This window comes from Kribbella sp. NPDC050459 (genome assembly GCF_040655315.1).
In the GTDB taxonomy this organism is placed as follows: Bacteria; Actinomycetota; Actinomycetes; order Propionibacteriales; family Kribbellaceae; genus Kribbella.
On record NZ_JBFAJQ010000004.1, the window covers coordinates 506986 to 532351 of the forward strand.

25 protein-coding genes are annotated in these 25366 nt (G+C 69.5%); 15 read left to right on the forward strand and 10 right to left on the reverse strand.

All coding sequences use genetic code 11. The features are described 5' to 3' along the window. Positions 1-29 precede the first annotated feature (29 nt). The 3 genes from AB0I12_RS18445 to AB0I12_RS18455 all read right to left on the reverse strand — a co-directional run bounded on the left by AB0I12_RS18445 (position 30) and on the right by AB0I12_RS18455 (position 1978). Positions 30-290 (reverse strand): hypothetical protein, encoded by a 261-nt coding sequence (locus tag AB0I12_RS18445; protein ID WP_359930730.1) that lies wholly within the window; start codon positions 288-290, stop codon positions 30-32. Between the two features lie 95 nt (positions 291-385). Continuing rightward, entirely contained in the window at positions 386-1537 is a 1152-nt protein-coding gene (locus AB0I12_RS18450) for a hypothetical protein (RefSeq protein WP_359930732.1), read from the reverse strand. A gap of 3 nt (positions 1538-1540) precedes the next feature. After that, positions 1541-1978: a hypothetical protein gene (locus AB0I12_RS18455; RefSeq protein ID WP_359930734.1), complete on the reverse strand. Its 438-nt coding sequence runs from the start codon at positions 1976-1978 to the stop codon at positions 1541-1543. A gap of 242 nt (positions 1979-2220) precedes the next feature. On the opposite strand from AB0I12_RS18455, the gene ffh reads away from it, so the two are divergent. From ffh to AB0I12_RS18495, 8 genes are all read left to right on the forward strand, one after another. Beyond that, the gene (ffh, locus tag AB0I12_RS18460) at positions 2221-3777 is read left to right on the forward strand and encodes a signal recognition particle protein (RefSeq protein ID WP_359930737.1); all 1557 of its coding nucleotides are present in this window, start codon (positions 2221-2223) and stop codon (positions 3775-3777) included. Between the two features lie 190 nt (positions 3778-3967). Further along, positions 3968-5323 (forward strand): lytic murein transglycosylase, encoded by a 1356-nt coding sequence (locus AB0I12_RS18465; protein ID WP_359930740.1) that lies wholly within the window; start codon positions 3968-3970, stop codon positions 5321-5323. Between the two features lie 231 nt (positions 5324-5554). Further along, positions 5555-6745 (forward strand): lytic transglycosylase domain-containing protein, encoded by a 1191-nt coding sequence (locus AB0I12_RS18470; protein ID WP_359930742.1) that lies wholly within the window; start codon positions 5555-5557, stop codon positions 6743-6745. A 65-nt stretch (positions 6746-6810) separates the two neighbouring features. Further along, the gene (locus tag AB0I12_RS18475) at positions 6811-7896 is read left to right on the forward strand and encodes an amidohydrolase family protein (RefSeq protein ID WP_359930744.1); all 1086 of its coding nucleotides are present in this window, start codon (positions 6811-6813) and stop codon (positions 7894-7896) included. Between the two features lie 110 nt (positions 7897-8006). After that, entirely contained in the window at positions 8007-9326 is a 1320-nt protein-coding gene (locus AB0I12_RS18480) for an N-acetylmuramoyl-L-alanine amidase (protein WP_359930747.1), read from the forward strand. Between the two features lie 61 nt (positions 9327-9387). After that, positions 9388-10632 (forward strand): histidine kinase, encoded by a 1245-nt coding sequence (locus AB0I12_RS18485; protein ID WP_359930750.1) that lies wholly within the window; start codon positions 9388-9390, stop codon positions 10630-10632. Next, positions 10623-11261: a response regulator transcription factor gene (locus AB0I12_RS18490; RefSeq protein ID WP_359930753.1), complete on the forward strand. Its 639-nt coding sequence runs from the start codon at positions 10623-10625 to the stop codon at positions 11259-11261. The genes AB0I12_RS18485 and AB0I12_RS18490 overlap by 10 nt, the downstream gene beginning before the upstream one ends. An 86-nt stretch (positions 11262-11347) precedes the next feature. Continuing rightward, positions 11348-12460, forward strand: coding sequence for a S1 family peptidase (locus AB0I12_RS18495; RefSeq protein WP_359930756.1), 1113 nt, complete (start codon positions 11348-11350; stop codon positions 12458-12460). 42 nt (positions 12461-12502) lie between these two features. On the opposite strand, the gene AB0I12_RS18500 is transcribed toward AB0I12_RS18495, so the two are convergent. Genes AB0I12_RS18500 through AB0I12_RS18510 form a run of 3 tightly spaced genes read right to left on the reverse strand, consistent with a single transcriptional unit; the run spans position 12503 to position 14911 of the window. Beyond that, positions 12503-13285 carry a peptidoglycan DD-metalloendopeptidase family protein gene (locus tag AB0I12_RS18500; RefSeq protein WP_359930759.1) on the reverse strand — a complete coding sequence of 261 codons (783 nt, stop codon included), beginning with the start codon at positions 13283-13285 and terminating at the stop codon, positions 12503-12505. Positions 13286-13344: 59 nt separating this feature from the next. Further along, positions 13345-14694, reverse strand: coding sequence for an SPFH domain-containing protein (locus AB0I12_RS18505; protein WP_359930762.1), 1350 nt, complete (start codon positions 14692-14694; stop codon positions 13345-13347). Between the two features lie 22 nt (positions 14695-14716). Next, complete coding sequence (locus tag AB0I12_RS18510; protein ID WP_359930765.1) at positions 14717-14911, reverse strand: hypothetical protein; 195 nt, start codon at positions 14909-14911, stop codon at positions 14717-14719. Between the two features lie 119 nt (positions 14912-15030). Here AB0I12_RS18510 and AB0I12_RS18515 point away from each other — a divergent pair, with 119 nt between their 5' ends. After that, complete coding sequence (locus AB0I12_RS18515; protein ID WP_359930767.1) at positions 15031-15414, forward strand: hypothetical protein; 384 nt, start codon at positions 15031-15033, stop codon at positions 15412-15414. 1 nt (position 15415) lies between these two features. Beyond that, positions 15416-17518, forward strand: a complete 2103-nt coding sequence (locus AB0I12_RS18520; protein WP_359930770.1) for a caspase family protein — start codon at positions 15416-15418, stop codon at positions 17516-17518. Here AB0I12_RS18520 and AB0I12_RS18525 read toward each other — a convergent pair. The 4 genes from AB0I12_RS18525 to AB0I12_RS18540 all read right to left on the reverse strand — a co-directional run bounded on the left by AB0I12_RS18525 (position 17484) and on the right by AB0I12_RS18540 (position 21573). Continuing rightward, positions 17484-18311, reverse strand: coding sequence for a carbohydrate ABC transporter permease (locus tag AB0I12_RS18525; RefSeq protein WP_355483564.1), 828 nt, complete (start codon positions 18309-18311; stop codon positions 17484-17486). The two genes, AB0I12_RS18520 and AB0I12_RS18525, sit on opposite strands and share 35 nt — an antisense overlap. After that, the gene (locus AB0I12_RS18530; RefSeq protein WP_359930774.1) at positions 18308-19237 is read right to left on the reverse strand and encodes a sugar ABC transporter permease; all 930 of its coding nucleotides are present in this window, start codon (positions 19235-19237) and stop codon (positions 18308-18310) included. The genes AB0I12_RS18525 and AB0I12_RS18530 overlap by 4 nt, the downstream gene beginning before the upstream one ends. A 115-nt stretch (positions 19238-19352) precedes the next feature. After that, on the reverse strand, positions 19353-20642 hold the full coding sequence (locus tag AB0I12_RS18535) for an extracellular solute-binding protein (RefSeq protein ID WP_359930777.1): 1290 nt from the start codon (positions 20640-20642) through the stop codon (positions 19353-19355). A gap of 4 nt (positions 20643-20646) precedes the next feature. Continuing rightward, a complete protein-coding gene (locus tag AB0I12_RS18540; protein WP_359930780.1) occupies positions 20647-21573 on the reverse strand; it encodes a PfkB family carbohydrate kinase in 927 nt (308 codons plus the stop codon). A gap of 162 nt (positions 21574-21735) precedes the next feature. On the opposite strand from AB0I12_RS18540, the gene AB0I12_RS18545 reads away from it, so the two are divergent. From AB0I12_RS18545 to rimM, 5 genes are all read left to right on the forward strand, one after another. Beyond that, the gene (locus tag AB0I12_RS18545; protein ID WP_359930783.1) at positions 21736-22488 is read left to right on the forward strand and encodes a DeoR/GlpR family DNA-binding transcription regulator; all 753 of its coding nucleotides are present in this window, start codon (positions 21736-21738) and stop codon (positions 22486-22488) included. Then, positions 22485-23828, forward strand: coding sequence for a 6-phospho-beta-glucosidase (locus tag AB0I12_RS18550; RefSeq protein WP_359930785.1), 1344 nt, complete (start codon positions 22485-22487; stop codon positions 23826-23828). The genes AB0I12_RS18545 and AB0I12_RS18550 overlap by 4 nt, the downstream gene beginning before the upstream one ends. Before the next feature lie 171 nt (positions 23829-23999). Further along, a complete protein-coding gene (gene rpsP, locus AB0I12_RS18555; protein WP_355483573.1) occupies positions 24000-24488 on the forward strand; it encodes a 30S ribosomal protein S16 in 489 nt (162 codons plus the stop codon). Positions 24489-24493: 5 nt separating this feature from the next. Further along, complete coding sequence (locus AB0I12_RS18560; protein WP_131292053.1) at positions 24494-24745, forward strand: RNA-binding protein; 252 nt, start codon at positions 24494-24496, stop codon at positions 24743-24745. Positions 24746-24819: 74 nt separating this feature from the next. Beyond that, positions 24820-25365 carry a ribosome maturation factor RimM gene (rimM, locus tag AB0I12_RS18565; RefSeq protein WP_359930789.1) on the forward strand — a complete coding sequence of 182 codons (546 nt, stop codon included), beginning with the start codon at positions 24820-24822 and terminating at the stop codon, positions 25363-25365. The last annotated feature ends 1 nt before the right edge of the window (position 25366 follow it).

Sequence of the window (25366 nt, forward strand, 5' to 3'; positions counted from 1 at the left end):
TTCAACCGGTTAGATGCTGGCTGCCGGGGTCACGGCTTGTCAACGCCTTTCGCTTCCGGCGGCTCGCCCCACGGCGCGCCCTCGGCCGGCCACCTCTCGGACGCCTCGAGACCACGCGTCAACCCACGAATCGCGATGCTGTCTGCCCCCGCCCGATCCGCGATCGCCCAGACCTCCCGCCGAGCCCGCGCGAATTCAGCCAGCCGCTCGGCCTTCGTCCCACGTTCCAGATCCGCTGAGTCCAGGACCCGTAACGCCTCAGCCATCTCGGCCGACTGCTCGCTCCCCATCTACCCTCCACCGTTCGAACCCGTCGCCGGCACGTTAGCGCCACAAGCCGCAGCCGAGCACGAACATCGCTGCGGTTCAGGTGCGGTGCTGCCGGTCAGTGGCCGTGCTCGATCGGACCGGTGGTGCGGCCGGGAGTGGCGCGCTGGGTTCCGGGACCTGCCGGCGACCCTGCCCCACGCGAGCCGTCTCCGAGTGACGGCTTCCGATGAGTCGCCTCGGCTGCGGGGGCCTGTGCCCCGAGGAACCGCATGGGGTCGTTGGCGGAGGCCGGTGCGGCTGCACCGGCCGGAGCTTGCTGCCCCGACGCACTCGTTGTTCGGCTCGGTGCCGCACCATCGACGCGGGAGTCCGCGGCGGGCGGTGGCAGCTTGCTGAGATCCACGTCGGCCGCGCGAGTGCGGTTCTGCGGATCGTTGAGCTGCTCGGCCTGCTGCTTGGCGATCTCGAAGTTCGGGATCTTCGCCGGACAGGGTTCGGCCGGGTTCTGGGCGTAGTGCTCCCGGATCCGGGCGGCCGCGTTGTCGAGCGCCTGGGTCGTCTGCCGCGCGGCATCGTGGCCGACCACTGGCTGCTGCTTGTGGAGCTCGTCCCACTCCGGGCTGACCATCGCATTGATCAACTCGGCGCGTGCGGCCTGCTGGTGCTGAGGATCCGGCGGGACGACGTCGCCGAGCTTGTTCTTCACGATCTCGTCGGCGATCACGTCCCAGCGCATCACCACCGGCTGATCGATGGCACGGTCCGCCAGCGCGTCCTTGCCGTCGGGTCCGGCGGCGTACTCCAGCAGTGCGTCGGTGGCGCGGTAGGCGGCCGGGTACTCAGGCTTCGCGTCCGGCAGCTCGCCGTACCCGGCGGACTCGGCGAAAACCGCGACATCCTTGACCGCGACGAATTCGGTCAGGCCCTCGTCGAGCGCCTTGGAGTGCCGGGAGCGTACGGCGTTCGGCTCCTTCGGGGCGTCCACCGGGACGCGGGCGTGGTTTGTCTCGTGCAGGATGGTCGAGAGGGCCTGGACCTGATCGTGCGGGTTCGCGTCCGGCCCGAGCTGGTCGAGGACCAGTTCCCTGGACAGCTTGAACGATCCGTCCTGCTGCTGGAACGCACCCCACCCGCCCTCGCCGGAGGTCGCGTAGAGGTCGCCTTTCCACAGATCCGTCTCGTTCGGCCGCAGCGCCCGTGCGGCCTTGTAGAGCTCGGCGAAGCGCCGGTACTCCTCGGAGTCCCGATCGACCAGGGTCACGGCCATCTGTCAGTGACCGCTGGAGTCCTGTGGCCGGCCGAGCGGCCAGTCAGGGTCGCGGAGGTTGTCCTCGAGGTGTTCCAGTACGCGGGTCAGGCCGCGGATGCTCGCGGCTTCGTCGGCGGCGGCACGGTCGGCGATCTCGAAGATCTTCCGGCGTGCTTCGGCGAGGATCGCGATGCGCTCCTCGTCGGACCCCGGCGCCGCGTACGCCGCGTGCTCGATCGCGACGGCTTCCTGCATCAGCTCGCTGGGGGGCTCCGGCGGGACGGCGTATCCCGGCAGCCGCGTGATCAACGCCGCGGCGACCCGGCGGTCCTCGTCGGACTCGAGCTCCGGCAGGAGGTCGCGCAACGACTGCTCGGCAGGGCCGACCGCGGCAAGACCGTCGCGACGGATCCGCCGTTTGGCGGCGTTGTGTGCGTTGTTGAACTCGTTCAGGCGCATCGTCCCTCCATCTCCACAGCCTATCGGCGCGCGGATTCACCGGTACCGCGCGAGCGCGGTGACGGATCCGGGGGAGAACGCGTCGTTGAAGGCTGGGACGTCGAATGGCACGTGGTGGCTCCTGGGGTGGGGACGGGGATCACGGGTAGCGAGCGGAGGAGGTTGCTTGCCGGAGTTATCCACAGGTTGCGGGGCCGGTAGACTCGGGGAGTTCATCGCTTCGACGAAACGGACTGTTTCTCGTGTTCGACACGCTCTCCGATCGGCTCTCCACCGCGTTCAAGAACCTGCGGGGCAAGGGCAAGCTGACCGACGCCGACATCGACGCGACCGCCCGGGAGATCCGGATCGCGTTGCTGGAGGCCGATGTCGCGCTGCCCGTCGTGCGGGAGTTCATCGCTGCGGTCAAGGAACGCGCCGGCGGGGCCGAGGTGCGCGGCGGGCTGAACCCGGCGCAGCAGGTCATCAAGATCGTCAACGAGGAACTGATCAACATCCTCGGCGGCGAGACCCGCGAGCTGCGGATGGCCAAGAAGCCGCCGACGGTGATCATGCTCGCCGGTCTGCAGGGCGCCGGTAAGACCACCCTGGCCGGAAAGCTCGCGAAGTGGCTGCGGGAGACCAAGCACCAGACCCCGATGCTGGTCGCCGCCGACCTCCAGCGGCCGAACGCGGTGACCCAGCTGCAGGTGGTCGGCGAGCGCGCCGGCGTCCCGGTGTTCGCGCCCGAGCCCGGTAACGGCGTCGGCGACCCGGTCGAGGTCGCCCGCAAGGCGATGGACGAGGCGCGCGGCAAGCAGCACAGCGTGGTCATCGTAGACACCGCCGGCCGGCTGGGCGTCGACGAGGAGCTGATGAAGCAGGCCGCGGACATCCGCGACGCGGTCAGCCCGGACGAGATCCTGTTCGTCGTCGACGCGATGATCGGCCAGGACGCGGTCACCACCGCGCAGGCCTTCCTGGACGGCGTCGGCTTCGACGGCGTGGTGCTGTCCAAGCTCGACGGTGACGCCCGCGGTGGCGCCGCGCTGTCGATCGCGCAGGTGACCGGCCGCCAGGTGATGTTCGCCAGCAACGGCGAGAAGCTCGAGGACTTCGACGTCTTCCACCCCGACCGGATGGCGTCGCGCATCCTCGGCATGGGTGACGTGCTCAGCCTGATCGAGAAGGCCGAGCAGACCTTCGACGCCGAGGAGGCCGCCAAGACCGCGGCCAAGCTGGCCAAGAAGGGCGGCAAGGACTTCACGCTGGACGACTTCCTGGCCCAGATGCAGTCGGTCCGGAAGATGGGCCCGCTGACCAAGATCTTCGGCATGCTGCCCGGTGCGAACCAGTTCAAGGACCAGCTGGAGAACTTCGACGAGCGCGAGATCGACCGGATCGAGGCGGTCATCCATTCGATGACCCCGGCCGAGCGCGCCGACCCGAACATCATCAACGGCTCCCGCCGGGCCCGGATCGCGAAGGGTTCCGGGACCGAGGTGGCCACCGTCAGCGGGCTGGTCGAGCGGTTCTTCGAGGCCCGCAAGATGATGGCCGCGATGGCGTCCGGCAAGGGCATGCCGGGGATGCCCGGGATGCCGGGAATGCCCGGCATGGGCGGCGGCGCCCGGAAGGCCAAGCAGCAGCAGAAGAAGGGCAAGAAGCGCGGCTCCGGCAACCCCGCCAAGCGGGCGAACCAGGCCGGCCAGCAGCCGCAGGCTCCGGAGCCGGGTCAGTTGCCGGCCGCGTTCGGCGGGCAGAACGGCGGCGACTTCGAACTGCCGGACGATTTCAAGAAGATGCTCGGCGGTAACTGAGCTCCGGCCTTTCCCGAAAGTGCACATCTGTCATCCGTTCACCCGACGCGGTGGGCGGATGACTGCTTCTACGGTGGTTCCGCGAAGACAGTGGCTCACCGGCACGGGTTGTCGGCGACCTCCAGGCGACTAAGATCGTGCCTACGCACGGAAGACACACCACCTGCGGAATGCGTCGAGGACGGTTCGGATGAGGCAGCAGTTCAAGAACCTGGACACCTGGCGGGGAAAGCTGACCGCCACCTGGGTCTGCCTTGCCCCGCCCACCGCCATGGTCGCCGTGTTCGTGGTCGGCGGAGTCACCTCGAACACGTTCATCGTCGACGCGCACGCGCTGTCCGCCCCGCGCCAGGACGCGGTGTTCGACGACCTGGCGAACAATGTGCCCCAACAGCCGGGCGTCGACGGCAGCCTGCCGACGCAGGACAAGTCCACGGTCCAGGTTCCCGTCACGGGGACGACGGACGGCACCGTGCAGCCGATTCCCGGCGCGTTCGGGAACGCCTCGGGCATCCCCGGCACCGTGCTGGCGGCGTACCAGAAGGCCGCGCGGGACCTGGCGATGTCGATGCCAGGCTGCCACATCACCTGGCCGCTGCTGGCCGGGATCGGCAAGGTCGAGTCCGGCCACGCCAGCGGCGGCAAGGTCGACGCGAACGGCAACACCCGCGGCAAGATCCTCGGCCCGGTCCTGGACGGCGGCCCCGGGATGGCGGCGATCGCCGACACCGACCAGGGGCTGTACGACGGGAGTGCGACCTGGGACCGCGCGGTCGGGCCGATGCAGTTCATCCCGGGCACCTGGAGGGCGTTCGGTGCCGACGGTAACGGCGACGGGGTCAAGGACCCGCACAACGTGTTCGACGCGGCGCGCGCGGCCGGCGACTACCTCTGCTCCGGCGGGGCGAACCTCGCCGACCCGCAGGGCCTGGTCCAGGCGGTGCTGCGCTACAACCACTCGATGGACTACGTGTCGACCGTCCTGCGCTGGATGCAGTCGTACAGCAACGACACCGTGAGCATCCCGGACAAGCCCGGCATCATCGACACCCCGGACGACGACGGCAACGCCGACGACCGCGAGTCGACGCCGACGTCGACTCCGCCGACCACTGCGCCGCCGACGACGGTTCCGACCACGGCGCCGACGACCGCGCCGACGAGCTCCAGCCCGACCGCCGCGCCGAGCTCGACGCCGACGTCCCCGCGGCCATCGAACAGCCCGGCGACGTCCACGTCCACACCGCCCGCCACCTCGAAGCCGACCAGGCCGCCGCTGAGCCCGCCGCCGAGCAGCCCGACCAAGACGCCGACGAGCCCGCCGACGACGCCGACGACGCCCACGGAGTCGCCGACCAGCACGCCGACCTCGCCGACGACCTCGCCGTCGGGTGACCCGACGAGCGACCCGACCTGCACCCCGGCGACGACCACCGCGCCGACCAGCAGCCCGACGCTGACACCGACGCCGGAGCCCTGCAGCACGACGTCCCCGCAGGGTGAGTCGTCGGCCAGCCCGAGCGACGCACCCTCGGCGGCCGGCTGAGGCCCGATCGGTTCAGGCCGACTACGGCCGGTAAGGTGAGGTAGCGGCGATCGTTACCTCGGTGCCGGTTTTCCGAGGGGTTTCTGGGCGGCGTAACTTTGCGTCGTCTTGATGTAACTTTCTGGCGCGTGGTTCGTTGAAGGGGCTATGCGCCTAACCCGTAGTGGTAACCGTCGGGTCAAAATCATCATCGCTTCTTTGTGTACGGCCCCGCTCCTGGTCGGGGCCATCGTGACCGTCGCCTCGGGGGGAGCCGGTGCCTCCGGACCGCTCGAGGCGGGCAGCCCGGTCGCCCCGTCACCCGGGGCCGGGCTGAACAGTGGCGAGTTCGACGAGCTGACGATGATCGTGCCGCAGCGTCCCGGTGTGGACGGCCGGCTCGGATCCGACAAACCTGCCCGCGACGACGTCCCCGTGCAGGGGGCCACCGACGGCCGCTCGGTCGTGCGTCCCGGGCGGCCGGGAGCCGTGAACGGCATCCCGCGCGGGGTGTTCCCCGCCTACCGCCGCGCCACCGCCAACCTCGCGGTCGTGCGGCCGAACTGTGGGCTGACCTGGCCGTTGCTGGCCGGGATCGGCAAGGTCGAGTCCGACCACGCGAGCGGCGGCCGCGTCGACGTGGCCGGCACCACCCGCGGCCGGATCCTCGGCCCGGTGCTGAACGGCCGGCACGGCAACGGCCGGATCACCGACAGCGACAAGGGCAAGTTCGACGCCGACCAGACCTGGGACCGGGCCGTCGGGCCGATGCAGATCATCCCGCAGGTCTGGGACGAGTTCGGGGCCGACGGCAACGGCGACGGCTACCGCAACCCGAACAACGTGTACGACGCGGTCACCACGGTCGCCGTGGTGCTCTGCGCCGAGGGCGACGACCTGCGCCGGCCGCGCGATCTGGTCTCCGCCCTGCTGCGGTACCAGCACTCCAAGGACTTCGTCGCCACGGTGCTGAAGTGGATGCGCGTCTACAGCAAGAACGCGGTCCTCGTGCCGAACGCGAAGGGCAACATCTCGACCGCGAAGACGAACGGCAACGCCGAGCGCCGGGTCGACCCGCGCCAGGTGCCGGACGTTCCGGACGACACCACGACGCCGACGCCAACGCCGACCGCGGTGCCGACGACACAGCCGCCGGTGGTGCCGACGTCCACGCCGGACGACCGGACGACCGTGCCGAAGCCGGCCGGGACGCCGACCGACACCCCGACCAGGACGCCGACGAAGACCCCGACGAAGACCCCGACCAAGACACCCACCAGGACGCCGACGAAGACGCCGTCGCCGACGCCCACCCCGACTCCGACTCCCACCCCGACCCCGACGCCGACGGCGACCCCGACGGAGACCCCGTCCGGGACCCCGTGCGCCGGTAACGAGACCACCACCCCGACCTGCACGCCGGGCGGCGGCTCGCACGGGTAGCTCGCACCGGTAGCTCGCACCGGGTAGCTCGCACCGGCAGCGCCTCGCCGGATACCGTCAGCCGTATGACGGTTTTGAGGCTCGTCGGCACGGTGCTGCCGGCTGGTGAGCAGCAGGAGATCCACCTCAGCGGTGGGCTGGTCGTCGACCGGCCCACCGCTGCTGATGTGACGACCGTGCACACCGGCGGCTGGATCGTGCCCGGCCTGGTCGACGCGCACTGTCACATCGGCCTCGACCAGCACGGCGGCGTCGACCGGGAGATCCAGGAGCAGCAAGCGATCGCCGACCGGGAGGCCGGTGCGCTGCTCGTCCGGGACGCCGGCTCGCCGGTGGATACCCGCTGGATCGACGACCGTGCGGACCTGCCGAAGATCATCCGGGCCGGCCGGCACATCGCCCGCTCGAAGCGGTACATCCGCAACTACGGCTGGGAGATCGAGCCGGAGGAACTGGTCGCGTACGTCGAGCAGGAGGCCCGGCGCGGCGACGGCTGGGTCAAGCTGGTCGGCGACTGGATCGACCGCGACGCCGGCGACCTGACCCCGTGCTGGCCGGCCGAGGCGCTGAACGCCGCGATCGCCCGCGCCCACGAGCTCGGCGCCCGGGTGACCGCGCACGTGTTCGGCGAGCACGCCCTCCCGGATCTGCTGGCCGCGGGCATCGACTGCCTCGAGCACGGCACCGGCATCGAGCCCGGTTTGCTCGCCGGGATGGCCGAGCGCCAGGTGGCCGTCGTACCGACAATGATCCAGCTCGAGCACTTCCCGCAGTACGCCGAGCAGGCCGCGGCCAAGTTCCCGATGTACTCGACCCACATGCGTGACCTGTACGAGCGCCGCTTGCACCGTTTGCGGGATGCGTTCGAGGCCGGCGTCCCCGTCTATGCGGGGACCGACGCGGGCGGTGTTCTCGGGCACGGCCTGGTGGCGCAGGAGATCCAGGCGCTGACCGAGATCGGGATGTCGGGGGAGCAGGCGCTCGCCGCGGGGTCGTGGGCGGCCCGGGCCTGGCTGGGCGCACCGAGCGAGCTCGCCCCCGGCGATCCGGCCGATCTGGTCGTCTACGACGAGGATCCGCGGGCGAATCCGGCCGTGCTGACCCACCCGCGTCTGATCGCGCTGCGTGGAAGCGTGATCTTCTCCCGGTGACGGGAAGAAATTCACTCAAACACTGGAATCAGCGGAAGATCTTCCCTTAGCGTGGCTCTCGGGACCGCCGACGCCCCTCGGCGGACCAGACACGGGAAGGAACCGCCCCGATGGGTAAAACCGCCCTGATACCCGCATTCCTGGCCGTCGGCGCACTGGCCTTGACGGCTCTGCCGAGCAATGCGGCCCAGCCGCCGTCCGAGTCGGAGCTCGCCTCCGCGTTCCGGGCCGCCTCCGCGAAGTACGACGTACCGCGGGAAGTGCTCGTCGGCGTCGGGTTCGCCGAGACGCATCTCGACGGCCACGACGGCACACCGAGCCAGGCGAACGGCTACGGCGTGATGCACCTGGCCGCCAACAACGTGAACAAGACGATGTCCGAGGCAAGCAAGCTGACCGGTCTGCCGGTCGCGACGCTCTCCAAGGACGACACCTCGAACGTCCTCGGCGCCGCCGCCGTCCTCGACTCGTACGCCGATCAGGCCAAGCTGACCGACCGCGGCGACCTCGCTAAGTGGTACGGCGTGATCGCCAAGTACTCCCACTCCGCCGACGCGTCGACCGCGCGGCTCTACACCGACGAGGTCTACCGGATCATCGCGCGCGGCGTCCGTACCGCGGGCGTCTCGACAGACCCGAAGGCGGTCACCCCGGACCGCGGCGCGTACGCGAAGGCCGCTCCGCTCGGGACCGCGGCCGTCGACTACCCGGGCGCGATCTGGAACCCGGCCAGCACCAGCAACTACCGCGTCGGGCGGACCGCGGCGATCACCACGATCGTGATCCATGTGACCCAGGGCTCGTACGCCGGCACGATCAGCTGGTTCAAGAACCCGTCGGCACAGGTCAGCGCGCACTACGTGGTCCGCGCCAGCGACGGCGAGGTCACCCAGATGGTGGCCGAGAAGGACACCGCGTGGCACGTCCGGACCGAGAACCCGTACACGATCGGCATCGAGCACGAAGGGTTCGTCGACCAGCCGTCCTGGTTCACCGACGCGATGTACCGTTCGTCGGCCGCCCTGACCCGCAACATCGCCGACCGGCGGGGCATCCCGAAGGACCGGGCCCACATCAAGGGCCACAGCGAGATGCCGAACAACGATCACACCGACCCGGGGCCCAATTGGAACTGGGACTACTACATGCAGCTGGTGAACGGCGGCGACCCGAACCCGCCGGAGTACAACTTCACCACCTGGGGCAGCGGCGTCAACGTCCGCTCGGCGCCGAAGCTGTCCGCGTCGGTCGTCACCACGCTGCCCGGCCCGACCCAGGTGTTCGTCGAGTGCCAGGTCCAGGGCGACACGGTGACCGCCAACGGCTACACCAACAACTGGTGGGCCAAGCTGCGCGACCAGCACGGCTACATGACCAACATCTACATCGACGACCCGAACCAAAAGCTGCCCGGCGTACCGGATTGCTAGAAGGCGAAAGGTAGAGCCTGCTGTACCGACTGCGGTTGCCGCCGTGCCGCAGGATGGGTGCATGCTCACGAAGATCCTCTCCCGGGGTGGTCCGGCCGCCGGCTATCTGGTGATCCGGTACCTGAAGTCGGTCACGTTGCTGGCCGCGACACCGATCAGCCTGCTGCTCGGCTGGATCATCCCGGGCGTCACCGCCGGCCTGGTGAAGCTCGCCAACAGCGAGCGGTACCGGGCGGCGAAGTACCTCGGCATCCCGCAGGCCGAGGAATTGCCGCCGGCCCTGCCGCGGCAGCCCGGCGACGTCACGACGCTGTTCCGGGACAAGTCGTTCAAGCGCAGCCTGCGCTGCCTGCTGATGCCAGTAGCGATGATCCCCGAGCTGCTCGTGGCCGTCATCGCGGTGGTCGGTGCGCCGGCGGCGATCGTCGGTATGCTGCTGTGGTGGCTCGACCCGGGCAACTTCAGCCTGATGGGTCTCGACGTCGACAACTGGTTCGAGGCGCTCACGCTCGGCCCGCTGCAGGTCGGAGTCAGTCTGTGGTTCCTGGGGCGGGTTGCGCCCGCTTTGGCTCGCGGTCACGCCAAGGCGGCGCTCCGGTTGCTCGCGCCCAGCCCGGACCAGCTCGAGACGGCCAGGCTGGCGCAGCGGGTCGAGGAGCTCACCAAGAGCAGGGCAGGTGCTGTCGACTCGCACGGTGCCGAGCTGCGCCGGATCGAGCGCGACCTGCACGACGGGACGCAGGCCCAGCTGGTGTCTCTGGCCATGCGGATCGGCATCGCGAAGCAGACCATGGCTGAGGACCCGGAGAAGGCCGCCAAGCTGCTGGACGACGCCCGTGACGGCGCAGAGCAGGCCATGACCGAGCTGCGCGGCGTACTGCGGACGATGTACCCGCCGATCCTTGCGGACCGCGGTCTGGCCGGAGCGGTGTCGGCACTGGCCGCCCGGTGTCCGCTGCCGGTCGAGCTCCGCATCGGTGCGCTGGGCGAGGTCCCGGCAGCAGTCGAGGCCGCTGCGTACTTCGTCGTCGCGGAGTCGCTCACCAACATCACGAAGCACAGTGCGGCGGGGCATGTCGACATCCAACTCGAACGGCGTGGTCCCGAGCTCTACCTGGCGGTCACCGACGACGGGATCGGCGGAGCGCGGGTCAATGCCCAGTTCGGTGCGCAGTCCGACCTGCTGGGCCGGGGGAGCGGACTGCATGGCATGCTCCATCGCGTGCAGGCGATCGACGGTCAGATGGAGCTGCAGAGCCCGATCGGCGGGCCGACCACCGTCGAGGTGATCCTTCCGTGCGGGTGATCATCCTCGAGGACAACCCGATCCTCGCCGAGGGCCTCAGTCTGCTGCTCGACAACTCCGGCTTCCAGGTCGTCGCCGTCGCCACCGACGCGGACGAGTTCGCCAAGGCGGTCGACGAGCACCCGGTGGACATCGCGGTCGTCGACGTACGGCTGCCCCCGACCTTCACCGACGAGGGCCTGCGAGCCGCGATCGAGGCGCGCCGCGTCCGGCCGGGGCTTCCGGTGCTGGTGTTCTCGCAGTACGTCGAGGAAGTGTACGCCGCCGAGCTGCTCGCAGCCGGCAGCGAGGGCGTCGGCTACCTGCTGAAGGACCGGGTCTCGCGCGTCGACGAGTTCCTGGAAGCGGTACGACGGGTCGCGGCCGGCGGGACCGTGCTCGACCCGGAGGTGGTCAGCCAGCTGATGGTGAAGCGGAGCAGCCCGCTGGACCGGCTGACGCCGCGCGAGCGTGAAGTCCTCGCGCTGATGGCCGAAGGCCTCGGCAACACGGCGATCGGGGAGAAGCTCGTCATCTCCGACGGCGCGGTGCACAAGCACGTCGGCAACGTGTTCCTCAAACTCGACCTCCCGCCGACGGACTCCGGTCACCGCCGCGTCCTCGCCGTTCTCGCCTACCTCGGCCTGTGAACCCTTGACGCGCCTGACAACGTAGGCCACTCTCGATCTGAGAGCGCTCTCATCCACCGAACCGCCCCTAGGTGAGGAGAGTTCAGATGAAGGTCCTCCTGGCCGCCGTACTCACGGCGGCTGTCCTGACTGTGCCCGCGCAGGCGCTGGCCGAGCCTCTGGCCGTGCCCGGCCAGTCCGCGGCAATGCAACGCGACTTCGGGCTGACCGAGCAGCAGATGCAGCAACGGCTGGCAGCCGAGACCTCCGCGGCGAAGCTGTTGCCCGCGGCCCAGAAAGCAGCCGGTGCCGCGTACGGCGGCGCCTGGTACGACGTCGCCACGCAGAAGCTGGTTGTTGGCGTGGTCGGCTCTGCGCGTACTTCCGCAGTACGCGCAACCGGAGCGCAAGTGGCCGCCGTACCCGTGCCGGCGAAGGCCCTGGACCAGCGGAAGGCTGCCGTCGACAAGCTGGCCGGCAAGGCAGTGCCGGCTGCGATCAGCGGGTGGGCAGCTGACCCGCGGACCGGCAGCGTGGTGGTCAACGTCCAAGCAGGTAAGCGTTCCGCGGCCGTCGACGCGTTCGTCGCCAAGGTCGCCAAGGCCGGTGCGGTGACGGTCAAGGAGGTCGCGGCGCAGGCCCCGCGCACCTTCGCGGCCGGGACGGTCGGCGGCGACCCGTACTACGTCAGCAACATCCGCTGCTCGATCGGCTTCTCGGTGTACGGCGGGTACGTCACGGCCGGCCACTGTGGCCGGAGCGGCATCGTGCGCGGCTGGGACGGCTCCGACCAGGGCTCGTTCCGTGGCTGGTCGTTCCCCGGCAACGACTACGCGTGGGTGGCCACCGGCTATGGCTGGTGGACCGTGCCGGTGGTGCTCGGCTGGGGACAGGTGAGCGACCAGTTGGTCCGCGGCTCGTGGGAGGCGCCGATCGGCTCGTCGGTCTGCCGGAGCGGTTCGACCACGCACTGGCACTGCGGCACGATCCTGGCCAAGAACGAGACCGTGAACTACGGCAACGGTCAGCTGTTCTACGGCGCGACCAAGACCAGCGTCTGCGCCGAGGGTGGTGACTCCGGTGGGTCGTTCATCACCGGTGACCAGGCGCAGGGCGTCACGTCCGGCGGCTGGGGCAACTGCAGCAGCGGTGGCGAGACGTGGTTCCAGCCGGTCAACGAGATCCTGCAGGCGTACGGCCTGACGTTGCACACCGCCTGAACGGCAGTGGGATCCCCTTGCACGCAAGGGGATCCCACTGGTTCAGCAGATCGGTACGCCAGGTAGCTGCGCGTTCGGGTCGTCGATGTAGATGTTGCTGATGAACCCGTTCTGGTCACGCAGCTTGGACCACCAGCTGTTGGTGTAGCCCTCGGCGTTCACGGTGTCGCCCTGCTTCTGGCAGAGCACCCACACCGACGTCGGTCCGGCCAGCGTGGTCACGACCGGCGAGCTCAGATGCGCGTCGGAGCGGACGTTCACGCCGGAGCCCCAGGTCATGTAGTTCTTGCCCGGGCCGGAGCAGCCGTTGTCGCTGGTGAGGAAGTAGGAGCCGTACGAGCCCGGGTAGGCCAGTGCCGACCCGTTGATGACGATGTTCTGCCCGATGCCGTTGAGCAGCTGCTCGTAGTGGATGTGCGGGCCGGTGGAGTTGCCGGTGCTGCCGGTGACTCCGATCTGCTGGCCCTGCGAGACCTGCTGGCCGTTGCCCACCGAGTACGCGGACAGGTGGAAGTAGTAGGTCTTCCAGCCGCCGCCGTGCTCGATGGCGATGTAGTTGCCGGCGCCGCTCGGCTGCGAGTAGCGGTACGCCGTACCGCCGGCGGACGCGAGCACCGGCGTACCGTTCGTCGTCCCGCCGTCGGCGCGGACGAAGTCGAGTGCGCGGCGGACCTCACCGGAGTGGTGGCTGTAGGTCCAGCGTTGGCCACAGGGGAACGGGGCCTTGAAGTTCGGCGCGGCCTGCGCCTGCGTCGGCACCGCCACCAGGGCGGCGGCGCCGAGCAGGAACGCGGCGAGTACTGCGAGGATTCTTCTGGGCGGCATGAGGCTCAGTGTCAGCCGTCAAGCAGCACCCTTCAACGGTTTGCGTCTGTAGTTAATTGTCAGGCCGACTCGTCGGCCACCGGCTCCAGCTTGGGGGTCTGGTCCTTCTTCGTGGCCAGCGAGTCGATCAGCTGCTTGGCCAGCGCGAAACCGGAGCCGCCCATCGTGATCGTCTTCACCAGGGTGTCCTCGATGCCCTGGGCGCCGTTCAGGACCACCATGTTGCCGACCTTCTCGAACGAGCCGGCGGCCGCGGAGACGATCTCCGGGTAGGCCTCGGCCAGCTGCTGCGCGACGACGGCCTCGGTGTTGGTGGCCAGCGCCTCGGCGCGCGCCTTGATACCGGCGGCCTCGGCCATCGCCTTGGCCTGCACCGCGGACGCCTCGGCCTTACCGGTGAGCTCGGTGGCCTTCGCCTGCGCCTCACCGCGGAGCTGGACCTCGCGGGCGTTCGCCTCGGCGGCCGCGATCTGCGCGTCCCGGGCGGCCTGGGCCAGCGTGCGCTGCCGGTACGCCTCGGCGTCGGCCGGCTTCAGCACCGACGACTCCAGCTGCTTCTCGGCCAGCGACGCGTTCAGCTTCGCGGTCTCGGTCTCGGCGACGACGACCTCCTGGCGGGCCAGCGCCTCGGCCAGCGGGCCGGACTGCGAGGCCTTCGACTTCGCCTGGTCGACCTCGGCCTGGTAACCGGCCTGGGCGATCGAGCTCTCCCGGACAGCCGCGGCCTTCTGGGCGGCGGCGGCCTGCTCGCGCTCGGTCGCCTCCCGGTCCCGCTCGGCCTGGGCGATCCGGGCCGCGGCCTCGACGGCGGCGGCCTGCGGACGGCCGAGGTTCTTGATGTAGCCGGACTCGTCGTCGATCTCCTGGATCTGCAGCGAGTCCACCACCAGGCCGAGCTTCTCCATGTCCCCGGCCAGCGAGCCGCGGATGTTGGTGGTCAGCGTCTCCCGGTCGTGCAGCATCTCCTCGACCGTGGTGGAGCCGACGATCGCCCGCAGGTGACCCGCGAACAGTTCGTGGATGGTGCCCATCACCTGCTCGTCGCTCTGCTCCAGGAACCGCCGGGCCGCGTTCGCGATCGAGCCGTAGTCGTCACCGACCTTGTAGGCCGTGACGCCCTTGATGTGCAGCGGGATGCCCTGGCTGGACACGCAGGTCACGGTCAGCGGCGTCGCACGGATGTCCAGCGGCAACCGCCGTACCGTCTGGAAGCCGGGCAGCACCGCGGTGCCGCGGCCGACGACGATCTTGAATCCGAGGGTCTCGTTGACCTGGTCGGTGCTCGAGTGCGCGCCGAGGCCGGAGATGATCAGCGCCTCGTTCGGCTCCGCCACCCGCCAGACCATCCGGAACAGGATCAGAAGGACGACCACCGCGACCGCCGCGATGATCAGGTACGTCCAGAGCATTTCCCCTCCAAGGGAACGTCAATTAAAGGGCGCGAGCGACGTACACGGTGCGGGGCGGGTCGAAGTCGACCACGACCACCTGCGTCCCCACCTCGAGCACCTCGTCGGTCGCCGGGTAAGCGTAGAAGGCCTCGGTGGCACCCCGGACCGGCAGCATCACCTCGCCGACGATCCCGGGTGCGATCCGGCCGATCACCCGCCCCCGCTTGCCTGTCATGTGTCCCTCCGACGTCGCCGCGCACGATCCAGTTCCCGAAGCCTACGTTGTCGATGGCTTGTGGCCGGACCCGCAACGGCCGCATTGTTGGAACAGCGGCCTGGGGGTGGGGAGGGGCCATGGCTGGGGAGGTCCGGGTCGAGGTCGTCGACAGCAGCGTGGACACCGAACGGCTCGAGGTACTGGCGCTGCTGCTGCGCCAGGAGTTGCTGATGCTCGACGTCCGGTCGGTCGAGCCGTACGCCGAGGGCGAGGCGCCGCCGGGTTCGAAGGGCGGACTCGCCGCGGTGGCCGGCGTGCTGAGCGTTTCGCTGGCGCCCGGACTGCAGGCGATCGGCGGGGTCGTCGGGGTGATCCGTGAGTGGCTGCGCCGGTCCGCCGGCGGGCGATCCGTGAAGGTCACGATCGACGGCGACGTGATCGAGCTCACCGGCGCCTCCGACGATATGCAGCAACAGCTCATCGACACCTTCGTCCGACGGCACGCCGGAGCGGACGTGTGACATGTCCGGCGCGCGTATCGCCCTCGTGGTGGCCAACGATCATTACGACGATCCGGGACTGCGCAGCCTGGTCGCACCGGCGCACGACGCGGCCGCACTGGCCGAGACGCTGGCGGATCCGTCGGTGGGCGGGTTCGAGGTCCGGGTCCTGCGCAACGAGTCCGCGCAGGAGATCCGGGTCGCGGTCGAGGACTTCTTCGCCGACCGGCAGCCCGAAGACCTGTTGCTGCTGCACTTCTCCTGCCACGGCCTGAAGAACGCGGCCGGCGAACTGTTCCTGGCGGTCGCGGACACCAAACCGGCCCGGCTGGCGTCGACAGCGGTCGCCGCCGACTTCGTCAACCGGCAGATGTCGGACAGCCGGGCGCAGCGGATCGCCCTGTTCCTGGACTGCTGCTACGGCGGCGCGTTCCCGCGCGGCATGGTCGTGCGTGCGGCCGGTGAGGCGCAGGTACGGGACGCGTTCGCGGGGCAGGCCGATGTCGGTGGCGGCCGTGGCCGGGTCGTGGTGACGGCGTCGAGCGCGATGGAGTACGCGTTCGAGGGCGGACAACTGGCGTCGGACGCGACGCCGGTCCCGTCGGTGTTCACCGGTGCCGTGGTCGACGGCCTGACGACGGGCGAGGCGGATCGGGACGGCGACGGCTGGGTCGGCCTCACCGAACTGGTCGGGTACGTGACGGACCGGGTCCATCGGGTGACGCCGAACCAGAACCCGCAGATGTGGACGTTCGGCGCCCAGGGCGAACTGCTGATCGCGCGCAGCCGGATCCGCCGGATCACGCCGACGCCGTTGGCGCCGGAGCTGGTCTCGGCGCTGGAGAGCCCGTTGCCGGCGGCAAGGTTCGGTGTGGTCGACTACCTGCGCGAGCGCCTCGCCGGCGCCGATCTGGGCCAGGCGTACGCCGCCTGGCAGGCGCTGCAGCCGATGGTGAACGACGACAGCCGACGGGTCGCGATGGCCGCGGCGGAGGCGCTCGAGGAGGCCGTTCCGCGGGTGACACCCGAGGCGCTCGACCTCGGCCCGGAGGGTGCCGAAGTACGGCTCGAAGGTCCGCCGATCGTGCAGACCGCGGTCGCGACGTCGAGCGTGGAGTGGCTGAAGGTCCAGCAGGACGGCGACGTCATCACGGTTCGTGCCGATGCGTCCGGCGAGAGCGAAGCGACGGTGATCGTCAGCGGACCGACCGGCGAGCGGACGATCCCGGTCCATCTGACGTTGCCGGACACCGAGTCCGAACCGCCGCCGCGCCCGCCGGAACCGGAGCCCGAGCCGTCGCCCGAGCCCCCGCCGGTCCCCGAGCCACCGCGGCGCACACCGTCACCGTCGCACCAGGTTCCGTGGTGGATCGTCGGCGTTCTGGTGGTCGGTGCCGGGCTGCTCATCTACCTGAACTGGCCCGGGCAGGCCAACTCGCGCAAGCTCTGGGTCGACGATGACACCGGCTGGTACGTGTACCGCAGCTCGGGGGACCCGATCATCGTCTCGTCGTTCGCGATCCTGCTCGCGAGCCTGGCGGCCCGGTCCGCGCGGCCCGTCGTCCTCGGCGTCATCGCGGGATGTCTCGCCGCGATCCTCGAGGACGGCGTGCTGATCCTTGTCGGCGGCATCTCGTCCAGCGAGAGCGTGAAGCTCTTCGGCATCTGGACCGACGAGACCACGGCGTGGCTACTGACCGGCGCGATCGCCGTGGTGCTGGCCGCTGTACTGCTCCTCTACTACCGGCCTGACCGGCTGCCGCTGTGGCCCGTCCCACGAGTAGCGGCGGTCCTGGTGATCGCAGGGGGCGTGCTCTTGATGCTCAGCGCGCTGTTGCAGGACTCCAGCGGTGTGTCCTTCTTCCACGTCACAATGCTGGCCGCGCTGGAGCCACTCGTCGCGGTCGCGCTCGGCTGGTGCGCCTTGGCGTCGAAGTGGGGCTCCGACGCCGGCAACTGGCTCAGCGCGACCGTGACGACGTACGCCCTGATCGGCATCCTCTCCGTGATCCCTGCCGCAACCCAGGCGGACACCCCGTCCGTCTTCGTCGTCGCGCTGCTCGGCAACCTACTGATCATCGCCGGCGTGCTCAGCCGCGGACTGCGCCTTCCGTCGCACCCTTGATGAACTGGCGGGCGAAGATCGCGAAGACGATCACCAGCGGGACCATCGCCATCAGCGCACCGGTCATCACCATGCTGTAGTCCACACCGTGCGAGCGGTTCAGCGTCGACAGGGCGACCTGCAGCGTCACGTGGTCCGGGTTGGTCAGCACGATCAGCGGCCACATGTAGTCGTTCCAGGAGCCGACGAACGTGAAGATGCCGAGGAACGCCAGCGCCGGCCGCGCGGATGGCAGCGCGACGTGCCAGTACGTGCCGAAGAAACCGCAGCCGTCCAGCGTCGCGGCCTCGACCAGCTCGTTGTGGATCGAGTTCTGGAAGTACTGCCGCATCCAGAAGATGCCGAACGCGTTCGCCGCGCCGGGAATGATCAGCGCCTTCAGCGAACCGACCCAGCCGAGCAGCGCCATCGTCTGGAACTGCGGTACGGCGGCCAGTTGCGCCGGCAGCAGCATCGTCGCCAGCAGGATCACGAACAGCGCGTTCCGCCCCGGGAACCGGAACTTGGCGAACGTGAACGCCGCGAGCGAGTCGAAGAACAGCACCAGCAGCGTCGTGGAGACCGCCACGACCACGGTGTTCGCCATCGACTGGAAGAACGCGACGTTCTCCAGCACCTGCCGGACGTTCTCCCCGAAATGCCCGCCGAACGTCAGCTTGGGCGGGAAGCGGTAGATGTCCGCGGTCGTGTTCGACGCCATCAGGATCGTCCACACGAACGGGAACATGAACACCAGCAGCGCCAGAACGAGCGCCGCGTGCAGCGCGAGACCGCGCAGCCGGTACCGGGTCATCGATCCTCACCCCGTCCGCGGAAGATCCGCCAGTTGATGGCCGTGAACAACAGCACCAGCGCGAAGATGCTGAGCGCGATCGCCGCCGCGTACCCGTAGTCGTTGTCCAGGAACGCGGCTCGGTAGAAGAACAGCACCACGGTCATGCCGCTCTGACCGGTGCCGCCGCTGTTGCCGACCATCACCTGCGGCTCGGTGAACGTCTGCAGCCCGCCGATCGTCGACATCACGACCGTGAACAACACAACGGGACGCAGCTGCGGCAACGTGATCGCGAAGAACGTCCGGACCGCCCCGGCCCCGTCGACCTTGGCGGCCTCGTACTGGTCCTTCGGGATCGCCTGCAGCCCGGCCAGGTAGATCAGCGTGTTGTACCCGACCCACTGCCACACGATCATCGTGGAGATCGCGATCTTGATGCCCCACGGCTGCCCCAGCCAGTCCTGCTGCGGGATGCCGAGCGACCGCAGGGCGGCGTTCACCAGACCGAAGTTCGTGCTGAAGATCGAGCTGAAGAAGATCGCCATCGCGACCAGTGACGTCACGTTCGGGATGAAGTACGCGATCCGGTACACGTTCGTGAACCGGACCGCGGACTGCAGCATCACCGCGAGCAGCAGCGCGAGCACCAGCGTCGGGACCGTCGACATCAGGAACAGGACGACGGTGTTCTCCAGCGACTGCCAGAACGTCGGGTCCTTGACCAGGAACGCGAAGTTGTCCAGCCCGGTGAACCTGCGGGCGCTCAGGCCGTCCCAGCGCTGGAAGGCCAGCACGATCGTGGACAGCATCGGGTACAGCCCGAACACCGCGAACAGGAGGAAGAACGGTGACAGCGCCAGGTAGAACCGCCAGTACGACCAGATCCGCCGTCTCGGCGCCGCTGTCGTCGCCCTGGCGGCGGGCACGGTCACGGTCGCGGTCATGGGGCCTCCCGTCCTGGACCGAGGAGCGGAGGGAGCGTAGCGACCGGAGCGACGAGGGAAGGACGGGAGTTACAGCCCCATGACCCGCCGCGCCGGAGGCGTGGCATCGGTAGAGTCACTGCACTCCCTGTCGTTTGGCGATCGCCTTCGCCTTCGAGACCGCGGCCGACCACGCCGCGTCCGAGGTCTTGGCGCCGGTCTGCACCGTCTTCAGCTCGTCGTGGAACGGCGCCGCGACCGAGTCGTCGTACGGGCTCTGGTACGCGACCGGGATCGCCTTCGCAGCCGGCCCGAACACGTCGATCGGGACCTGGCCGCCGAAGAACTTGTCGGCCGCCTTGAGCTGGGGCTTGTCGTAGGCCGCCGGCGTCGACGGGAAGATCTGCGCGTCGGCGAACGCCTTGGCCTCGTTGTCGGGGCTGAGCATGTACTTGATCACATCGAACGCCTTCTGCGGATCGGCCGCGTTCTTGGTGATCGCGAGGAACGAGCCGCCGAAGTTCGCCGGGCCGCTCGGCGTCGCCGCCAGCCGCCACTTGCCGGCGCTGGACTTCACCGCGGACTTGATGTCCAGCGCCACCCAGGCGGCGCCGATGTGCGCGGGGACCGTGCCCTGGTCGAGGCCGGCGTTCCAGTCCGGGCTGCCGCTCGGGGTCTTGCCGTCGATCTTCAGCGTCATCGCCTTGACCGAGGTGTCCCAGGCCTTCCGGATGTGGTCCTGGTCGCCGATGAACTTGTTGTCCTTGGAGATGTACCGCTCGGTGCCCTGGCCGACGACCATGTCGTAGAGGTCGGTCGCGTCCCAGACCAGCAGCGCCTTCGGGTTCTTCGCCTTCAGCTGGACCCCGGCGTTGAAGAAGTCGTCCCAGGTCTTCAGCTGTGCGGCCACCTGGGCGGGGTCGCTCGGCAGGCCGGCCGCGGCGAAGATGTCCTCGCGGTAGTACAGCGCGGTCGGGCCGACATCGATCGGCAGGCCGATCACCTTGCCGTCGAGGGTGGTCGCCTGGTTGACCTTCCACTCCAGGTAGTCGCCGAGGACCGAGTCCGCGCCGACGGTCTTCAGGTCGACGAAGCGGTCGGCCTGCGGCAGCAGCGACGCGATGTCCTCGCCCTTGATGCCGGTGATGTCCGGGATCCCGGTGCCGCCGTTGAACGTGGTGACCAGCTTCTGCTTGAAGTCGCCGCCGATCTCGGAGTACTTGATCTTCGGGTCCGGGAAGTGCGCGATCGTGTCGTCCAGCACCGACTTGCCGAGGCCTCCCGGCCAGCACCACATCGTCAGCTCGGTGGTGGTGTTCTTCTTGGCCGTCGTACCGGTGGTGTTCATCCCGGACGAACAGCCGACGAGGCTGCCGCCGAGCACGGCCGTGAAGCCCCCGAGCAGCGTCCGACGTGAGAGCTCCATGGTTCTACCTTCCTGAGTGTGCGCTGATCAGCGCTTGGAGGTTCTGGTCTTCGGGATGCGCGGCCTGCCAGTCCGCGAGGTCGGCCCAGCGAGGTGCGGCGTCCGCGCCGCCGAGCCGGGTGACGGAGAGCGCGGCGGTGAGCGCGGCGAACCGCACCCGCTGCGCCGGCGGCAGTCCCCAGAGCGTGGCGGCGATGAAACCGGCGGCGAACACGTCACCCGCCCCGGTGGTGTCCGCCGCCGGGACCGGAAACGCCGGTACGGCGATGTGCTCGCCGGTACTCGCGTCGAGAGCGATGGTGCCCGCCGCGCCGTTGGACACGACCACCAGCGGAACCCGCTCTGCCAGCCGGCGCAGGGCCTGCTCCGGCGAGTCGGTCCGCGTGTAGGCCATCGCCTCGTCGGCGTTGGGCAGGAACACGTCGCAGTGCTGGAGCTGGTCGAGGACGGCCGGGTCCCACTGCTCGGTCGGGTCCCAGCCGACATCGGCGAACACCACGCTGCCGGCCGCCTTCGCCTTCGCCAGCCAATCGTTCGGCCAGGGTCCGATGTGCGCGGCGACGGCTCGGGCAGCCGGCGGCGTGGTGATCAGCTCGTCGGCCGACAGCAGGGGTGACGTGCCCCTCGTGACCAGTGCCCGGTCGTTGTCATAGGCAAGGGCCACGGTGAGCGGCGTCTGCCAGCCGGCGAGTCTGCGGGAGAGTGACAGATCGATGCCCTCGGCGCTCAGGTATCCCCAGACCTGGTCGCCCGTGGCGTCCGCACCGAACGCCGCGGCCATGCCGGTGCGCAGTCCGAGCCGGGCCAGCGCCACCGCGAAGTTCGCGATGCCGCCGGGGCTCTCGTGCGACTCGGTGGCCCAGACCTCGGTGCCAGGCCGCGGGGGAGTGGGCAGGCCTAGCACCAGGTCCTTGAATACCAGACCAGACACGACCACATCCAGAACCGGTACGTCCAGCTCGTGCATGGCTAGCCACACTCCGTCAGGCTCGATCAAACTCGTTCATGAATCTTGAAACTCTTGCTCAGGATCCGCAATACCTGATCACAACTTTGACTAAAAATGATTGAGTTTGCGTGATACGGTCTCTCTGTGTTGCCGAAGCAGCGACAGGATCAGATCGTTCGTGCGCTCCGGGCCGATGGGGCCGGGGGCGTCAAGGTGCTGGCCGGGAAGCTCGGCGTCAGCGAGGCCACCATCCGGCGCGACCTCGAGCAGCTGCACGCCGAGGGCCGCCTCACCCGGGTGTACGGCGGTGCGCTGGCGGTCGACGGCGGCGACGAGCCGTTCGCTGACGTCAACGCCGTGCACGCCGAGGAGAAGGACCGGATCGCGCGCCGCGCCGCCGAGCTGGTCGCCGACGGCGAGTCGGTGCTGCTCGACATCGGCACGACGGCGCTCCGGGTCGCGCAGCACCTGCACGGCCGCTCGCTGACCGTGGTGACCAGCAACCTCGCCGTACTGGAGGAATTGCAGAACGACGAGCAGATCGAGCTGATCGTGCTGGGCGGGTTCGTGCGCCGCAGCTACCGGTCGCTGGTCGGCTACCTGACCGAGGAGAGCCTGCGGCAGATCCACGTCGACTGGCTGTTCCTGGGCACCAGCGGCGTCCGACCGGACGGCCGGGTGATGGACAGCACGATGATCGAGGTGCCGGTCAAACGGGCGATGATCAACGCCGCCGACCGCGTCGTCCTGCTCGCCGACCGCACGAAGTTCCCGGGCCACGGCGTCGCCCGTGTGTGTGAGCCGGGGGAGCTGACCATGGTGGTGACCGAGCCCGACGCCGACGAGGCGACCCGTGCCCAACTGACCGAAGCAGGAGTAGAGGTGGTCCTCGCGTGAAGCTGACGATTCTGGGCGGGGGCGGCTTCCGGGTTCCGCTCGTCTACCACGCCCTCCTGGGCGACCGCGGCCCCGGCCGCATCACGTCGGTGGTCCTGTACGACACCGACTCGTCCCGGCTGTCTGCCATCGCAGCCGTCCTCCGCCAGCAGGCAGCAGACACCGCCGACGCGCCCGTCGTGACGGCGACCACGGACCTCGACGAGGCCCTGCGTGGCGCCGACTTCATCTTCTCGGCGATCCGGGTCGGCGGCCTCGAAGGCCGGACTGTGGACGAGCGGGTCGCGCTGGACCTCGGCGTCCTCGGCCAGGAGACGGTCGGCGCCGGCGGTATCGCCTACGGCCTGCGCACGCTCCCGGTCGCGGTCCAGATCGCCCAGCGGATCGCGGCCGTCGCCCCGGACGCCTGGACCATCAACTTCACCAACCCCGCCGGCATGGTGACCGAAGCCATGATCCCGTTCCTGGGCGATCGGGTGATCGGTATCTGCGACTCGCCGTCGGGCCTGGGCCGGCGCGCGGCGCTGGCGCTCGGAGTGGACCCGTCGACCGCGTTCTACGACTACGCGGGGCTCAACCACCTCGGCTGGCTGCGCGGGCTGCGGTCCGGCGGTGTGGACCGGCTGCCCGACCTGCTGCAGTCGTCCGATGCTCTGAGCTCCTTCGAGGAGGGCCGGCTGTTCGGAGCGGACTGGCTGCGATCGCTCGGCTCGATTCCGAACGAGTACCTGCACTATTACTACTTCGCGCGCGAGACGCTGGCCGCCGTCCAGGGGGTCCGGCAGACGCGCGGCACCTTCCTGCTGGAGCAGCAGTCCGCGTTCTACGCCGAGACCGGCAAGCACCCGGACCAGGCGCTGGAGCTGTGGCAGAAGACCCGGGCCGAGCGCGAGTCGACGTACATGGTGGAGAGCCGTGAGGTCGCGGACGCGGGGGAGCGCGACGAGCGCGACATGGCGGCCGGCGGGTACGAGCAGGTCGCGCTGTCGCTGATGCGGGCGATCGCGCACAACGAGCGCGCCTCGCTGATCCTGAATGTCCGCAACCGCGGCATCCTGCACCACCTCGACGACGACGCCGTGGTCGAGATCCCGTGCACCGTGGACGCCAACGGGGCGCTGCCGGTGGCGGTGTCCCAGCTCACGGACCACCAGGCGGGCCTGATCAGCGCGGTGAAGGCGGTCGAGCGGTCCACCATCGAAGCGGCGACCGCGGCGTCCCGCTCGGCGGCGCTGAAAGCGTTCGCCTACCATCCGCTGGTCGACTCGGTGACGGTGGCCCGGCACCTGCTCGACACGTACGTCGAGCAGCTGCCGAACCTGGCGTACCTGCGCGCGTGAGGCCGATTGGTCCGAGCGGTGCGGAATCTGGCACAATGGCCTGCTGAGTCCGTCCTGGTTCGTGCAGCCCTCTAACTCCACGGCCCGGTCGGCCCATCGAGTCTCACTCCGTTGTCCCCACGACGCTGTGCTGCTCACCCAGTCTGTAATTCCAAGGGAGACCACCCGAAAGTGGCAGTCAAGATCCGTTTGAAGCGCATCGGCAAGAAGCGCACCCCGCACTACCGCATCGTCGTGATGGACGCCCGCACCAAGCGGGACGGCCGGGCGATCGAGGAGATCGGGATCTACAACCCGAAGACCGAGCCCTCGTTCATCCGCGTCGAGTCGGAGCGGGCGCAGTACTGGCTGGGCGTCGGCGCGCAGCCGAGCGAGGCCGTCGAGGCGATCTTCAAGGCCACCGGCGACTGGCAGAAGTTCAAGGGCCAGGACGCCCCGGCGCCGCTGCGGGTCGCCGAGCCGAAGCGCGACAAGCAGGAGATCTTCAACGAGGCGCTGGCCGAGGCCCACGGCTCGCTGAAGACCGAGGCGGTCACCGCCAAGAAGACCGCGAAGAAGGCCGAGAAGAAGGACGACGCCGCCGAGGCCCCCAAGGCTGACGAGGCGAAGGCCGAGGAGCCGAAGGCCGACGAGGCTGCGGCCGAGACCACCGAGGCCTGACGATGATGGAGACCGAGGCGCTCGAGCACCTGGTCCGAGGCATCGTGGACAACCCCGACGACGTCAGCGTCCGGGCCCGGAACCTGCGGCGTGGCCGCACCCTCGAGGTGCACGTCCACCCCGACGACATCGGCAAGGTGATCGGCCGCAACGGCCGCACCGCCACCGCGATCCGCACCGTCGTCGGCGCCCTCAGCTCCGAGTCCTCGCTGCGCATCGACTTCGTCGACGAGTTCAACCGGCGTCCGCGCCGCTGAGCTCAGCAGTCCTCCGAAGGGCCGCCCCCCGCTGTGGGGTGCGGCCCTTCACTTCGTACAAAGGAGTAGTGCACGTGTTGGTGACTGTCGGGCGGATCGGCCGGGCGCACGGGATCAGGGGCGAGGTCGGTATCGACGTGCGGACCGACGAGCCGGACCGCCGGTTCGCGGACGGCGAGGTCCTGGTGACGGACGCCAAGGTGTCCCGGAGGCTGACCGTGGCCGCGAGCCGCTGGCACAGCGGACGGCTGCTGGTGAAGTTCGCCGAGGTGCCGGACCGGACCGCCGCCGAGCAGTTGCGCAACCTGTTCGTGCAGTGCGAGGTCCCCGACGACGAGCGACCCGAGGACCCGGAGGAGTACTACGACCGCGACCTGGTCGGGCTCGCGGTCCGGACCACCGACGGCGCCGAGGTCGGCGAGGTGACCGACGTCGTGCACCTGCCGTCGCAGGACCTCCTCGAGATCCGGCGCACCACGGGCAACCTCGTGCTGGTCCCGATGGTCGAGGAGCTGGTCCCGGAGATCGACATCGACAAGCGGTACGTCGTCGTGGCGGACCGGCCCGGACTGCTCGACCCAGAGGGCGCAGAGGTGGTCCAGACCGAGCCGGGGGACTGAC

Bases quoted from the DNA above. Each gene is read 5' to 3' on its own strand.
- AB0I12_RS18530 (WP_359930774.1), bottom strand. From the start codon at position 19,237: ATGACCGCGACCGTGACCGTGCCCGCCGCCAGGGCGACGACAGCGGCG.
- AB0I12_RS18455 (WP_359930734.1), bottom strand. From the start codon at position 1,978: ATGCGCCTGAACGAGTTCAACAACGCACACAACGCCGCCAAACGGCGG.
- AB0I12_RS18520 (WP_359930770.1), top strand. From the start codon at position 15,416: ATGTCCGGCGCGCGTATCGCCCTCGTGGTGGCCAACGATCATTACGAC.
- AB0I12_RS18480 (WP_359930747.1), top strand. From the start codon at position 8,007: ATGGGTAAAACCGCCCTGATACCCGCATTCCTGGCCGTCGGCGCACTG.
- AB0I12_RS18525 (WP_355483564.1), bottom strand. From the start codon at position 18,311: ATGACCCGGTACCGGCTGCGCGGTCTCGCGCTGCACGCGGCGCTCGTT.
- AB0I12_RS18510 (WP_359930765.1), bottom strand. From the start codon at position 14,911: ATGACAGGCAAGCGGGGGCGGGTGATCGGCCGGATCGCACCCGGGATC.
- AB0I12_RS18485 (WP_359930750.1), top strand. From the start codon at position 9,388: ATGCTCACGAAGATCCTCTCCCGGGGTGGTCCGGCCGCCGGCTATCTG.
- AB0I12_RS18535 (WP_359930777.1), bottom strand. From the start codon at position 20,642: ATGGAGCTCTCACGTCGGACGCTGCTCGGGGGCTTCACGGCCGTGCTC.
- AB0I12_RS18465 (WP_359930740.1), top strand. From the start codon at position 3,968: ATGAGGCAGCAGTTCAAGAACCTGGACACCTGGCGGGGAAAGCTGACC.
- AB0I12_RS18450 (WP_359930732.1), bottom strand. From the start codon at position 1,537: ATGGCCGTGACCCTGGTCGATCGGGACTCCGAGGAGTACCGGCGCTTC.
- AB0I12_RS18475 (WP_359930744.1), top strand. From the start codon at position 6,811: ATGACGGTTTTGAGGCTCGTCGGCACGGTGCTGCCGGCTGGTGAGCAG.
- AB0I12_RS18495 (WP_359930756.1), top strand. From the start codon at position 11,348: ATGAAGGTCCTCCTGGCCGCCGTACTCACGGCGGCTGTCCTGACTGTG.
- AB0I12_RS18560 (WP_131292053.1), top strand. From the start codon at position 24,494: ATGGAGACCGAGGCGCTCGAGCACCTGGTCCGAGGCATCGTGGACAAC.
- AB0I12_RS18505 (WP_359930762.1), bottom strand. From the start codon at position 14,694: ATGCTCTGGACGTACCTGATCATCGCGGCGGTCGCGGTGGTCGTCCTT.
- AB0I12_RS18515 (WP_359930767.1), top strand. From the start codon at position 15,031: ATGGCTGGGGAGGTCCGGGTCGAGGTCGTCGACAGCAGCGTGGACACC.
- AB0I12_RS18445 (WP_359930730.1), bottom strand. From the start codon at position 290: ATGGGGAGCGAGCAGTCGGCCGAGATGGCTGAGGCGTTACGGGTCCTG.
- AB0I12_RS18500 (WP_359930759.1), bottom strand. From the start codon at position 13,285: ATGCCGCCCAGAAGAATCCTCGCAGTACTCGCCGCGTTCCTGCTCGGC.